The sequence below is a fragment of the Vogesella aquatica genome (assembly GCF_028548455.1).
Classification (GTDB): Bacteria; Pseudomonadota; Gammaproteobacteria; order Burkholderiales; family Chromobacteriaceae; genus Vogesella; species Vogesella aquatica.
In genome coordinates, this window is record NZ_JAQQLF010000025.1 from 17,468 (window position 1) to 30,299 (window position 12,832).

The following is a 12,832-nucleotide window of genomic DNA, read 5'->3' on the forward strand; positions in this document are numbered from 1 at the left end:
GACAGCATGGAAAACCTGAGTAACCTGGACTATTCGCGCTATCTGAAGGGCTGGATCCGCACCGTGCCGAACTGGCCGAGCGAGGGGGTGATGTTCCGCGATATTACCCCGCTGCTGCAGAACCCCAAGACCTTCCGCATGCTGATCGACATCTTCGTGCACCGTTATATGGGCGAGAAGATCGATATGGTGGCGGGCCTGGACGCGCGTGGTTTCATCATCGGTTCGGTGCTGGCCTACGAGCTGAATGTCGGCTTTGTGCCTATCCGCAAAAAGGGCAAGCTGCCCTACACCACGGTGGCGGAAGAGTACGAGCTGGAGTACGGCAACGCGACGGTAGAAATGCACACCGACGCGGTGAAACCGGGTGACCGTGTGGTACTGATCGACGACCTGATCGCTACCGGCGGTACCATGATGGCCGGTTACAAACTGCTGCAGCGCCTGGGCGCGGACGTGGTGGAAGCGGCCGGCATTATCGAGCTGCCCGAGCTGGGCGGTGGCGACCTGATGCGCGGCCTGGATATCCCGCTGTTTACCGTGTGCTCGTTCGACGGCCACTAGCCGTTGCGGCCTCGGCCAAAAGCCCCGTTTGCGCAAGCAAGCGGGGCTTTTTTGTTTGGGTTGGCTGCAGGGCATGGCGGCACGGCTGCGGCCAACCTTGGCCGGTGCTTACAGCTTGAAGCGCGCCAGCAGGCTTTGCAGTTCGCCGGCCAGCCGCTGCAGGTCGGCTACCGCACCGCTGGCGTGTAGCAGCGAGGCATCGGTATCCGCCGTCATGGCGTGAATCGCCTCGATGTGGCTGGCAATGCTGCGGCTGGCGGCCGATTGCTCGGCGGTAGCCGCGGCAATATGGCCTACGGTGTCCAGTACGCCCAGGTTGTGGCTGCGGATCTGCGTGATGGAGCCCGCGGCACGCTCGGCCAGCATCACCCCGTTTTCTACCTGGCGAATCGCGTCATCCATGCTGCCGGCCGCACCGGCGGTTTCTTCCTGTACCTGGCGAATGCTGGCCGCGATTTCTACCGTGGCCGAGGACGTGCGCTCTGCCAGCTTGCGCACCTCGTCGGCAACCACGGCAAAGCCGCGGCCCTGCTCGCCCGCCCGTGCGGCCTCGATCGCTGCATTCAGCGCCAGCAGGTTGGTTTGCTCGGCAATGTCCTTGATCACCTGCACGATGCTGCTGATCTGCTCGGAGCGGTTTTCCAGCCCGTCCAGTACGCCGCCTATGCCGCGGATGGTATCGGCAATGCGGCCAATCTCGCTGGCGGTGCTGTGCACGCTGTCGGCCACTTGTTCGGCCTCGTCACCTGCACTGCGCGCGGCTTGTTCTGCCGCGCGGGCCGATTCGGCAATACGGCTGATGCTGCCGGATAGCTGGCTGACAGCGCCGGCGGTATGGGTGGCGGCCTGCGCCTGCTGGCTGGAGTGCTGGCTGATGTCGGCCGTTTCGCTGGCCAGGGCGGTAACGGCCTGATTGACCTGGCCGGTACGCTCGCGCACGTCCAGCAGCATGTGTCGCAGGGCCTGGCTGAAGTGGTTGAAGGCGCTGGCGGAAGCGCCGATTTCGTCCTGGCCGCTGATATGCAATTGCCGGGTGAGGTCGCCATCGCCGCCAGATAATTCACTGAGTGCACTTTGCAGCCGGCCCAGCGGCGCCACCAGTTTGCCCAGCAGCAGCGCCAGCGCCAGCAGGATCAGCAGCAGTGCCAGCAGGCTGAGCCCGGCAGTTTGCAAGGTGGCGGCGCGGGTATCGGCAAAAGCACTGGCCAGCGGGATGGAGATGCGTACCGCCCAGGGCTGGGTGGTGCGGCCAACGTTGACCGGCTCAATCAGGTGCAGCGTGTCCTGTTCGGTGTATTCGTAAGCTTTACCCTGCCGGATGGCGGCCATGGCCTCGGCGGGCACGCTGCCATCTTTTTTGCCCACGCGGGCCTGGTCGGCGCTGCCCAGCACCATGCCGCTATTGGAGTAGATCGTCATGAAGCCGTCGCCGTATGGCTTGACCTGCGCGGCGAGCGCTTGCAGTTTGCCCAGCCCCATGTCGATGCCGGTGACACCCAGGAACTGGCCGTCGCGTACGATGGGGTAAGACAGCGTGGCCATCAGCACCTTGATATCACGGTCTTCGTAGGGCTCGGTCATCACCGGCTGTTTGCTGCTTTTGGGGCTGGCGTAGTATTCGTCGCTATCGATGTCTTCTGCGCCCCACACGGCGTCTTCCTTGCCATCTTTGCGAAACCAGTACACACCGGCGCGGCCTTGGGCGTCGTTATCCGGCTTGCCTGCCATTTCGCTGTCGCGCCCGTCCAGGGCGTTAGGCTCCCACAGGGTGAAGATACCCACTGCGTCCGGGTGCTGTGCCAGCAGGGCGCGTGTTTGCCGGCTGGCGAGGCTGCGCATGTCGGGGGTGGCGCTACCGGGTAGGGCTTGCATGCCGGTAGCCAGCGCTTCTACCGCGGTATAGCCGCGTTCCAGCAGGATGCGCAGCTTGTCGGCCTCGCCTTGGGCTTGTGTACGGGCATGCGCCAGTACGCTGTTTTGGGCGTGCTTCAGGGTAAGCCAGCTGTTCAGGCCGATAATGGTGGCAAAACCCACCATGACCAGCAGCCCGGCACCGAGCAGCAATTTGGTTTTGATGCTGAGGCGCATGTTTCATTCTCGTTTAAGATATTCAACATTATTCAGGCTTTTTACTGCTTTGAGCAATGAATTCAGCGCAGTCATGGCCATCTGCCTGGCTGATTGTGGCTATCTTAAACTTTAGACTTTTGTGCACAGCTTGCCTGCCCGGCCAGGATAAAAAACAAAAAAGCCCCTGACGGGGCTTTTTTTGCGGTGCAAGCAATGCTTAGCTGTTGCTGCGGGTAATGTTGGCGCCCACGGCGTTGAGCTTGTCTTCGATGTGTTCGTAGCCACGATCCAGATGGTAGATGCGGTCCACCACGGTTTCGCCTTCGGCGACCAGGCCGGCAATCACCAGGCTGGCAGAGGCGCGCAGGTCGGTGGCCATGACGGTGGCGCCGGACAGCTTTTCCACACCCTTCACGATGGCAGTATTGCCTTCCACTTCGATATTGGCGCCCATGCGGTTCAGCTCCGGCACGTGCATGAAGCGGTTTTCGAAGATGGTTTCCGTCATCACCGCGGTGCCTTCCGCGATGGTGTTCAGCGTCATCATCTGCGCCTGCATATCGGTAGGGAAGGCCGGGTGCGGCAGGGTGCGCACGTTCACCGCTTTCGGGCGGCGCTTCATGTCCAGCGAGATCCAGTCGTCACCGCATTCGATGATGGCACCGGTTTCGGCCAGCTTGTCCAGAATCACGTCCATGGCGCGCGGTGCGGCGTTGCGCAGCACCACGTGGCCCTGGGTCATGGCGCCGGCAACCAGGAAGGTACCGGCTTCGATGCGGTCCGGCATGATGGCGTGTTGTGCGCCGTGCAGGCGTTCTACGCCTTCGATCACCAGGCGGTCGGTGCCGATGCCCTGGATCTTGGCGCCCATGGACACCAGGCAGTTGGCCAGGTCGACGACTTCCGGCTCGCGCGCGGCGTTTTCCAGAATGGTAACGCCCTCGGCCAGTGTGGCGGCCATCATCAGGTTTTCGGTGCCGCCTACAGTGACCATGTCCATCATGATGTGCGCGCCACGCAGGCGCTTGGCGCGGGCTTTGACGTAGCCGTGCTCGATGGAGATTTCGGCCCCCATGGCGACCATGCCCTTGATGTGCTGGTCTACCGGGCGGCTACCGATGGCGCAGCCGCCTGGCAGCGAGACGGTGGCCTCGCCGTAGCGGGCCAGCATGGGGCCCAGCACCAGGATGGAGGCGCGCATGGTTTTCACCAGCTCGTACGGGGCCACCAGCGTATCCAGCTGCGAAGCGGTAATTTCGACTTCGTGCACGTTGTCGGTCATCACACGCACGCCCATGCCTTGCAGCAGCTTTTGCGTGGTAGATACATCGCGCAGCATCGGCACGTTGCTGAGTTTCAGCGTGTCGGCGGTCAGCAGGCCTGCACACAGGATGGGCAGGGCGGCGTTTTTGGCACCGGAGACACGGATTTCACCATTGAGCGGGCCGTTGCCGCCTTGAATGACCAGTTTTTCCATTATGTTTTTTTTAGCCTTGTTGCTGCGCCCATTCTTCCGGGCTGAGTGTCTTCATCGACAGCGCGTGGATTTCGGCACGCATGCGGTCCCCCAATGCGTTGTAGACCAGCTGGTGGCGCTGTACACGGTTGCGGCCGGAAAACTCGGGGCTGACGATGACTGCTTCAAAGTGGGTACCATCGTCACCCAGCACCTGGATGTGCTCACAGGCGAGGGTGGAGGTGATGACGTTCTGGATATAGTCTGCACTAACCATGGTAAATCCTGTAGGAAAGCTGTCAAAAAACGGTGCGGGCTTACTGGCGCAATTTGTAGCCGCTACCGATCAAATACAAGGACCAGCTTGCCAGTGCGGCAAAACTGCCCCCCACTACAGCCAGCGACAACCAGGGGGAGACATCACCCTGGCCAAAGAAGCCGTAGCGGAAGCCGTCAATCATGTAGAACACCGGGTTCAGGTGCGACACGGTTTTCCACAAGGGTGGCAGGCTGTTGATGGAGTAAAACACCCCTGACAGGAAAGTCAGCGGCATGATGATAAAGTTCTGGAAAGCGGCCAACTGGTCGAATTTATCGGCCCAGATGCCTGCCACAATGCCCAGTGTACCCAGTACGCCACAGCCTAAGGCGGCAAAGGCCAGAATCCACAGTGGGTGGCTGGGTAGCGGCAGGCCAAACCAGGCCGTCACCGCCAGTACGCCAGCACCTACTACCAGGCCGCGCACGATGGCGGCCAGCAGGTAGGCGCCAAAAAATTCCAGCGCCGTCAGCGGTGGCAGCAGCAGGAACACGATATTGCCGGTGATCTTGCTCTGGATCAGGCTGGACGAGCTGTTGGCAAAGGCATTCTGTGCCATCGACATCATCACCAGGCCCGGTATCAGAAAAGCGGTATAGCTCACGCCCGGGTAGGCTTCAACGTGCTGCGACAGCACGTGCGAGAAAATCAGCTGGTACAGCAGGGCGGTCAGTACCGGCGCCATGACGGTCTGGAAGGCCACTTTCCAGAAGCGCAGGATTTCTTTTTTGAACAGCGTCATGAAACCGTGCATCACACGCGCCCCCCATGCATCATTTTCACAAACACCTGTTCCAGGTCGGTTTCGTGGATGGACAGCTCGCGCACTTCCACTGCGGCCAACCTGAGCTCGCGCAGTACGTCTTCCAGGCGGGCAATATCGGCCAGCTGCAGAATGTGGCGGCCATCCGCTTCGCGCACTTTCAGCGGCTGCAGGCTGGCTGGCAGCGCTGCGGCCAACTTCAGCGAGATTTCGCGGGTGGCACTGTGTGCCAGCAGCTTGTCCTTGTTTTCCAGTGCCAGCAGTTTGCCTTTTTTCAGCATGGCGATGCGGCTGCACAGGGTTTCGGCTTCTTCCAGATAGTGGGTGGTCAGCACGATGGTGTGGCCGGCCTGGTTCAGCTCCTGCACAAAAGCCCACAGGCTCTGGCGCAGCTCTACGTCCACGCCGGCGGTAGGTTCGTCCAGCACGATCACCGGCGGGCGGTGCACCAGCGCCTGCGCCACCATCACCCGGCGTTTCATGCCGCCGGACAGTGCGCGCATATTGGTACCGGCTTTGTCGGTGAGGCCCAGCTTGTGCAGCAGCTCGTCTATCCAGGCGTCGTTGCGGCGGATGCCAAAGTAGCCGGACTGGAAGACCAGCGCCTCGCGTACGCTGAAAAACGGGTCGAACACCAGTTCTTGCGGTACCACGCCCAGCGTCATGCGCGCCTGGCGGGCGCTGGCTACCGTATCGTGCCCCATGATGCGGATATGGCCGCTATCCGGGCGTGACAAGCCAGCCATGGCTGAGATCAGGGTGGTTTTGCCGGCGCCGTTGGGGCCGAGCAAGGCGAAGAACTCGCCCTGCGCTACGGTGAAGCTGACGCTATCCAGTGCCTGCAAGCTGCCAAAACGCTTGCTGACGGACTCGATGCTGATGGCGTGGGTCATGGCCAAATGCGGTGTTGTCTGCGGGAAAGCGCGGAGTATACGCCAATCAGGCCGCCGGTGCAGCGCCCTGTAGCCAGCAGTCGTCCTGGAAAACCCCGACAAAATAAGGGCTTAACATGGCGGATAGATGGCGGTGGATGGTGTCGTTCTCGATGGCGATCATCCAGCTATGGCACAGGCCGCCGTACAGCGAGTGCAGGCCGATGGCGGCCAGGGTGGGTACCACACCAGGGCGCAGCAGACCTTGCTGGCCGGCTTCTTCCAGTACCCGCGTCAGCTGGGCTTCTTTTTCCTGCGTCCAGCTGAGCTGTTCCAGCAGCAGCGGCGCCATTTCGCCCACCTGTTCGCAGCCAATATGGTGAATAGCGCAGATGCGGCGCATGCGCTGGTCGTGGTACAGCAGGTCGAACATGGCGTGCACGTGCCGCCACAGCCGCGCTGCCGGGTTGTAATGCGTATCCAGCAAGATACCGTCGATGATTTCCAGCGCCGGTACGATGCGGTCGCATAGCGCATTGAACAGGTCCAGCTTGTTGGCAAAGTGCCAATAGATTGCACCACGCGTCAGCCCCGCTGCCGCAGCAATGTCGGTCAGCGAGGTGGCGGCCACGCCTTGCTCCCAGAATACCTTTTCGGCGGTATCCAGTAGCAGCTGGCGGGTTTGTTCGGCTTCTTCGCGGGTTCTTCTGGCCATATCGATAAAAGGGGTATCAAAGCGGGCGTAAGGATAGCGACAAACAGCGGCGTCTGCAGTACTGTTTGTTTACATACATACGTGAATGTATGTATTATCGCACCAAAATCGCCAATGTGCTGCCTGAATGTATGCTGCATTGCCGCAAACGTACCGATACTGTCTGCTGTCATGTCACTTGAATTGTGTCGCCAGCAGCTACACTGAAAACCATCACACACCGCCAGGCAGGGGGCCACGCCACCCGCCCGGCTGAATTTGCGTTGAATAAGCCTGCATTGTTGCCAGGCAAAACCCTTCTCTTATCAAGGAGCGTTCCGTGATACCCACCAAACTGAACCACGCCGCACTGTTGCCTCTGGCTATCTTGCTGGCTGCTTGCGGCCAACCTGCCGGCCAGGCGGGCGGCCATGGCGGCCAGATGCCCCCTATGCCGGTATCGGTAAAAACCATGCAGGCGGCCGATGTGCCGCTGGTAAGCGAGTACGTGGCGCAAACCAGCGGCTCGCGCGAAGTGGAAGTGCGCGCCCGCGTGTCCGGCATTCTGCAGAGCCGTGCCTACACCGAAGGCAGCACCGTCAAGGCCGGTGACCTGCTGTTCCAGATTGATGCTGCCCCGTACCAGGCTGCGGTAGACCAGGCGGCGGCCGCGCTGAAGCTGCAGGAAGCCAGCCTGATTCGCGCCCAGCAAGACCACGACCGCGTGATTCCGCTGTTCAAGGAAAACGCCGTCAGCCAGAAAGACCGTGACGACGCCGTAGCGGCGCTGGCCAGCGCCAAAGCCTCGGTAGCGGCGGCACGCGCCGGGTTGAAAAGTGCCCAGATCAACCTGGACTACACCCGTGTCACGGCGCCTATCGGCGGCGTGACCAGTGCCGAAGTGCGCTCCGAAGGCAGCCTGGTGCAGCCGGGCGAGGGCGGCCTGCTGACGCGCATTTCGCAGCTGGACCCGATCTACGTGAAATTCTCGCTGTCGGACAACGACGTACTGAGAGCCCAGAAGCTGGCCGCAGAGGGCAAGCTGCGCCTGCCGGCGGGTAACCGCTACACCGTCAGCCTGAAGCTGCCGGATGGCGCGCAGTACGGCCGCGATGGCGTTATCGACTATGCCGACCGCGTGATCGACCCGGCTACCGGCACCTCGGCCGCGCGCGCCACCTTTGCCAACCCGCAAGGCCAGCTGCGCCCGGGCCAGTTTGTACGTGTCCAGCTGAAGGGCGCGACCCGTCTGGGCGCACTGGTGGTACCGCAGCAAGCCGTGCTGTCCAGCCAGCAGGGCAAGATGGTATGGGTGGTAGGCAAGGACAACACCGCCGAGCCGCGCCCGCTGCAGCTGGGTGAAGCCACGCCAGCCGGCTTTATCGTGGAGGGCGGCCTGAAAGCAGGCGAGCAGGTGATTGTGGATAACCTGATCAAGCTGCGCCCGGGTGCCAAGGTGGTGCCGCAAGCGGCCAAACCTGCCTCTGCGCCGGCTAACGGCTAACCAAGGGGAAACACACCATGTTTTCAGCCTTTTTTGTACGCCGGCCGATTTTTGCCAGCGTGATCTCCATCGTCATCCTGCTGGCCGGCTTTTTTGGCATGCGGGCACTGCCGGTGGAGCAATACCCGCAGATCGTGCCGCCGTCGGTAGCGGTGACGGCCAACTACCCGGGTGCCTCTGCCGAAGTTGTCGCCGATACGGTAGCGTCACCGCTGGAGCAGGCCATTAACGGCGTGGACGACATGCTGTACCTGCAGTCCACCAGCTCCAGTAACGGCCGCCTCACGGTAACGGTTACCTTCAAGATCGGTACCAACCCCGATCAGGCCACCATTAACGTGAACAACCGCGTGCAGTCCGCGCTGTCGTCGCTGCCGGAAGAAGTACGCCGCCAGGGCGTGAACGTACGCAAGCAGGCCGCGACCTTCCTGCAGGTGATCTCGCTGTATTCGCCGGACAAACGCTTCGACACCCTGTTCATGAGCAACTACGCGCTGCTGAACGTGGTGGACGAGCTTAAGCGTATTCCGGGCGTGGGCCAGGTGACCAACTTTGCCGGCCAGGACTACGCCATGCGTATCTGGCTGCGCCCGGACCGCCTGTCGCAGCTGAACCTGACCCCGGGTGACGTGGCGAAAGCCATCCGCGAGCAGAACGCGCAGTTTGCCGCCGGCAAGGTGGGGGGCACCCCGACTGCGGGCACGCAGCCTGACTTTACCTACACCATTACCACCCAGGGCCGTTTCAGCGAGGTGTCCGAGTTCGAGAACATCATCGTGCGCAGCGGTAGCGGCGGGCAACAGGTGCGCCTGAAAGACGTGGCACGGGTAGAGCTGGGGGCGCTGTCGTATGACTTCTCCGGCCTGCACAATGGCCGCCCCACCATCCCTATCGGTATCAACCTGGCACCGGGTGCCAACCAGCTGGACACCGCCAAAGCCGTGCAGGAACGCATGGACGAGTTGGCCGCACGCTTCCCGCAGGGCCTGTCCTACGCCATTCCGTATGACACCACCCGCTTTGTGGAAGTGTCGATCAACGAGGTGATCTCTACCCTGGCCGAAGCCATGGTGCTGGTGTTTGCCGTGGTGTACCTGTTCCTGCAGAACTGGCGCGCGACGCTGATCCCGGGCCTGGCGGTGCCGGTGTCCATTGTGGGCACCTTTGCCGGCATGTATATCTTTGGCTATTCCATCAACACGCTGACGCTGTTCGGCATGGTACTGGCCATCGGTATCGTGGTGGATGACGCCATCGTGGTGCTGGAAAACGTCGAGCGCATCATGTCACAAGAGGGCAAGCCGCCGTACGAGGCGACGTTACAGGCGATGAAGGAAGTGAGCGGCCCGGTGGTCGCCATCGTGCTGGTACTGTGCTCGGTCTTCATTCCGGTAGCGTTCCTGGGCGGTATTGCCGGCCAGATGTACAAGCAGTTCGCCATTACCATTGCCATCTCGGTGACCATCTCCGGCATTGTGGCGCTGACACTGACCCCGGCACTGTGCGCGCTGATGCTCAAGCCCGAGCACCAGCACAGCAACCGCTTCTTTGAGGGCTTCAACCGCTTCTTCGACCGCATGACCGCCAGCTACGGCAACGGCGTGTCCTTCCTGATCCGCCGCAGCCTGCTGGCGCTGGTGATGTTCGGCGTGCTGATTGGCGCCTCGGTATGGCTGTTCAAGCTGATCCCGTCGTCGCTGGCCCCCGAGGAAGACCAGGGCTACATCATTGCGGCCACCATCCTGCCCGACGGCGCGGCCATCAACCGCACCCAGGACGTGATGAACCGCTTCGACAAGCAGATTGCGGCCAACCCGGCGGTAAAAGATGTAATGAGCTTTGCCGGCTTCGACATTCTGTCCGGTACCAACCGTAGCAACACCGGCGTGACCTTCATCACCCTGAAACCGTGGGACGAGCGCAAGGCGCCCAACCTGTCGGCACAGGCGGTGGTGGGCGATGTGTTCCAGAAGGGCATGATGGTGCCGGAAGGCCTGGTGCTGGCGTTCAACCCGCCGCCGATTTCCGGCATGTCGTCTACCGGTGGTTTCGAGGCCTATCTGCAAAGCCGTAACGGCGCCACCAGCGCCGAGCTGGCACAGCAGGCGCAGAAGCTGATGATGGCGGCAGCGAAACGCCCCGAGCTGGCTGGCGTGCAAACCACCTTCTCGGCCAACGTGCCACAGCTGAACGTGCAGCTGGACCGCGACAAAGCCAAATCGCTGGGCGTGGCGGTAGGGGACGTCTTCGACGCCATGAGCAGTACCTTTGGCTCGCTGTACGTGAACGACTTCAGCAAGTTCGGCCGCATCTTTACCGTGCAGCTGCAGTCCGAAGCCGACTTCCGCGATAGCGTGGAAGACCTGCGCAATGTGTTCGTGCGTGGCCAGAACGGCCAGATGATCCCGCTGACCAGCCTGGTGAAAATCGAGCAGCGTACCGGCCCCGAGGTGGTAGACCGTTACAACGCCTTCCCTGCGGCCAAGTTCGTGGGCGGCCCGGCACCGGGCTATAGCTCGGGCGAGTCGCTGGCGGCCATGGAGCAGTTGGCCAAGGAAGTGCTGCCGGACGGCTATACCCTGGCGTGGACCGGCTCGGCCTTCCAGGAAAAATCCACCGGTGGTTCGTCGTCCATGGTGTTTGTGGTGGCGCTGCTGATGGTGTTCCTGATCCTGTCGGCGCAGTACGAACGCTGGACGCTGCCGTTTGCCGTGCTCACCGCGGTACCGTTTGCCGTGTTTGGCGCGCTGCTGGCCACCTGGATGCGGGGCCTGGCCAATGACGTGTACTTCCAGGTTGCGCTGGTTACGCTGATCGGTCTGGCGGCCAAGAACGCCATCCTGATCGTGGAATTTGCCGTGATCAAGATGGAAGAGGGCATGAGCCTGGCCGACGCCGCCATCGACGCGGCCAAGCTGCGCTTCCGCCCCATCGTGATGACCTCTCTGGCCTTTATTCTGGGTTGCGTACCGCTGGCTATTTCCAGTGGTGCCGGCTCGGCCAGCCGCCACGCTATCGGTACCGGCGTGATTGGCGGCATGTTGGCCGCAACCTTTATCGCGGCGCTGTTCATCCCGCTGTTCTTCAAGCTGATCATGCAGCTGTCGCAAGGCAAGGCCGCCAAACAAGGAGAAAAACATGACGCTTAAGCAAGCCCTGATGCCGCTGCTGGTTGCCGCCGCGCTGTCGGCTTGCGCCGCAGTCGGCCCGGATTACCAGCGCCCCAGCCTGCCACTGCCGCAGGGCAGCCAGCAGGCGCAGGTAGACGCGCACTGGTGGCGCCAGTTTGGCGATGCCACGCTGAACCGCCTGATTGCCGATGCCCAGCAATACAACCGTGACCTGCAGCAAACGGCGGCGCGCGTGGAAGAGGCCGCGGCTGCGGCCGGCGCTGCCCGTGCCAGCCAGCTGCCGCAGGTCAATGCCAGCCTGGGTGGTGCCCGTGCGCAGACCTCGCGCTACAGCAGTGGCGCCGGTGCCATTGGCGAAAGTTACAACGGTGGCCTGTCTGCCAGCTGGGAGTTCGACCTGTGGGGCAAGGAAGCGCGCAAGCGCGAGGCTGCCAACGCCGACCTGGCGCAAAGCCAGCGCCTGCTGGACGGGGCGCGCCAGTCGTTGAGCGCCCAGGTGGCTGCCACCTACTTCCAGCTGCTGAGCTACGACGCGCAGCTGGCCGCCGTGCAAGCCACGCTGAAGGGGCGCGAGGAAAGCCTGGCGCTGCGCAAGAAGCGCTTTAACGGCGGCATGACCTCCGAGCTGGAGCTGAAACAAGCCGAAGCCGAGGCCGCCTCTGCCCGTGCCGCGGTACCGCGCCTGCAACAGGCGGTGCGGCAAACCGAGCACGCGCTGGCGGTACTCACCGGGGTGAACCCGCGCGAGCTGATGACCCCGCTGGCGCGCGGCAAGGCGCTGGATGGCTTGACGGTGCCGCTGGACGTGCCGTCGGATCTGCCGTCCGACCTGCTGCTGCGCCGCCCGGATATCGCCGCGGCGGAAGCGCAGCTGGTGGCCGCCAACGCCCGTATCGGCGTAGCGCGCTCGGCTTACTTCCCCAGTATCGGCCTGTCGGCAGGCCTGGGCAGTGCCAGCCTGGAGCTATCCAAGCTGTTTACCGGCCCGGCACAAACCTGGAACTTTGCGGCCAACCTGGCGGCGCCCATTTTCAATAATGGCCAGATTGCCGCCGGGGTCGACGCCGCCAACGCGCGCCAGAAACAGGCACTATCCGCCTACGAGAAGGCGGTGCAGGCAGCGTTCGCCGATACGCTGGATGCGCTGTCTGCGGTGGGTACCTCGCGTGAAACCGAAGCCGCCCAGAGCCAGCAGCTGGCCGCCATGCGCGAAGCACTGCGCCTGGCGCGCCTGCGTTACGACGCGGGCTATAGCAGCTATCTGGAAGTACTGGATGCCGAGCGCAGCGTGTTCCAGCTGGAGCAAGCCCAGTCTGATGCGCGCCTGGCACGCTTGCGTGCCGTGGTGAACCTGTATAGCGCACTGGGTGGTGGCTGGCAGCCCGGCTAAGCCGCGCTCTGCCCGCTGTTACCGCCCGTCAGGTCAGGTGCCTGGCGGGCGTTTTTTCTGCACACTCCC

The 12,832-nt window shown here is 62.6% G+C and carries 10 protein-coding genes; 4 read left to right on the forward strand and 6 right to left on the reverse strand.

The genetic code is table 11. The annotated features are described in order from the left end of the window. Positions 1–6: 6 nt before the first annotated feature. A complete protein-coding gene (locus tag PQU95_RS16250) occupies positions 7–564 on the forward strand; it encodes an adenine phosphoribosyltransferase (protein ID WP_017509853.1) in 558 nt (185 codons plus the stop codon). A gap of 108 nt (positions 565–672) precedes the next feature. Here the strand turns inward: PQU95_RS16250 and PQU95_RS16255 are convergent, their stop codons facing one another. From PQU95_RS16255 to PQU95_RS16280, 6 genes are all read right to left on the reverse strand, one after another. After that, positions 673–2,652 (reverse strand): methyl-accepting chemotaxis protein, encoded by a 1,980-nt coding sequence (locus PQU95_RS16255; protein WP_272752981.1) that lies wholly within the window; start codon positions 2,650–2,652, stop codon positions 673–675. A 199-nt stretch (positions 2,653–2,851) separates the two neighbouring features. Beyond that, positions 2,852–4,111, reverse strand: coding sequence for a UDP-N-acetylglucosamine 1-carboxyvinyltransferase (murA, locus tag PQU95_RS16260; protein ID WP_227302592.1), 1,260 nt, complete (start codon positions 4,109–4,111; stop codon positions 2,852–2,854). Between the two features lie 10 nt (positions 4,112–4,121). Next, positions 4,122–4,367 carry a BolA family protein gene (locus PQU95_RS16265; protein ID WP_017509850.1) on the reverse strand — a complete coding sequence of 82 codons (246 nt, stop codon included), beginning with the start codon at positions 4,365–4,367 and terminating at the stop codon, positions 4,122–4,124. 40 nt (positions 4,368–4,407) lie between these two features. Beyond that, complete coding sequence (locus PQU95_RS16270) at positions 4,408–5,163, reverse strand: ABC transporter permease (protein ID WP_017509849.1); 756 nt, start codon at positions 5,161–5,163, stop codon at positions 4,408–4,410. After that, entirely contained in the window at positions 5,163–6,065 is a 903-nt protein-coding gene (locus PQU95_RS16275) for an ABC transporter ATP-binding protein (protein ID WP_272752982.1), read from the reverse strand. The genes PQU95_RS16270 and PQU95_RS16275 overlap by 1 nt, the downstream gene beginning before the upstream one ends. Positions 6,066–6,111: 46 nt before the next feature. Further along, positions 6,112–6,759, reverse strand: coding sequence for a TetR family transcriptional regulator (locus tag PQU95_RS16280; RefSeq protein WP_272752983.1), 648 nt, complete (start codon positions 6,757–6,759; stop codon positions 6,112–6,114). A 319-nt stretch (positions 6,760–7,078) separates the two neighbouring features. On the opposite strand from PQU95_RS16280, the gene PQU95_RS16285 reads away from it, so the two are divergent. From PQU95_RS16285 to PQU95_RS16295, 3 genes are read left to right on the forward strand one after another with little or no spacing between them, the layout of a single operon-like run. Beyond that, positions 7,079–8,242, forward strand: coding sequence for an efflux RND transporter periplasmic adaptor subunit (locus PQU95_RS16285; protein WP_272752984.1), 1,164 nt, complete (start codon positions 7,079–7,081; stop codon positions 8,240–8,242). A gap of 17 nt (positions 8,243–8,259) precedes the next feature. Next, on the forward strand, positions 8,260–11,391 hold the full coding sequence (locus PQU95_RS16290; protein ID WP_272752985.1) for an efflux RND transporter permease subunit: 3,132 nt from the start codon (positions 8,260–8,262) through the stop codon (positions 11,389–11,391). After that, entirely contained in the window at positions 11,381–12,763 is a 1,383-nt protein-coding gene (locus PQU95_RS16295) for an efflux transporter outer membrane subunit (protein ID WP_272752986.1), read from the forward strand. The genes PQU95_RS16290 and PQU95_RS16295 overlap by 11 nt, the downstream gene beginning before the upstream one ends. Positions 12,764–12,832 lie beyond the last annotated feature (69 nt).

What these genes read in the sequence shown, in the direction of transcription:
- PQU95_RS16250 (WP_017509853.1), top strand. Translation starts at nt 7, where the DNA reads ATGGAAAACCTGAGTAACCTGGACTATTCGCGCTATCTGAAGGGCTGG.
- PQU95_RS16255 (WP_272752981.1), bottom strand. Translation starts at nt 2,652, where the DNA reads ATGCGCCTCAGCATCAAAACCAAATTGCTGCTCGGTGCCGGGCTGCTG.
- murA (WP_227302592.1), bottom strand. Translation starts at nt 4,111, where the DNA reads ATGGAAAAACTGGTCATTCAAGGCGGCAACGGCCCGCTCAATGGTGAA.
- PQU95_RS16265 (WP_017509850.1), bottom strand. Translation starts at nt 4,367, where the DNA reads ATGGTTAGTGCAGACTATATCCAGAACGTCATCACCTCCACCCTCGCC.
- PQU95_RS16270 (WP_017509849.1), bottom strand. Translation starts at nt 5,163, where the DNA reads ATGCACGGTTTCATGACGCTGTTCAAAAAAGAAATCCTGCGCTTCTGG.
- PQU95_RS16275 (WP_272752982.1), bottom strand. Translation starts at nt 6,065, where the DNA reads ATGACCCACGCCATCAGCATCGAGTCCGTCAGCAAGCGTTTTGGCAGC.
- PQU95_RS16280 (WP_272752983.1), bottom strand. Translation starts at nt 6,759, where the DNA reads ATGGCCAGAAGAACCCGCGAAGAAGCCGAACAAACCCGCCAGCTGCTA.
- PQU95_RS16290 (WP_272752985.1), top strand. Translation starts at nt 8,260, where the DNA reads ATGTTTTCAGCCTTTTTTGTACGCCGGCCGATTTTTGCCAGCGTGATC.
- PQU95_RS16295 (WP_272752986.1), top strand. Translation starts at nt 11,381, where the DNA reads ATGACGCTTAAGCAAGCCCTGATGCCGCTGCTGGTTGCCGCCGCGCTG.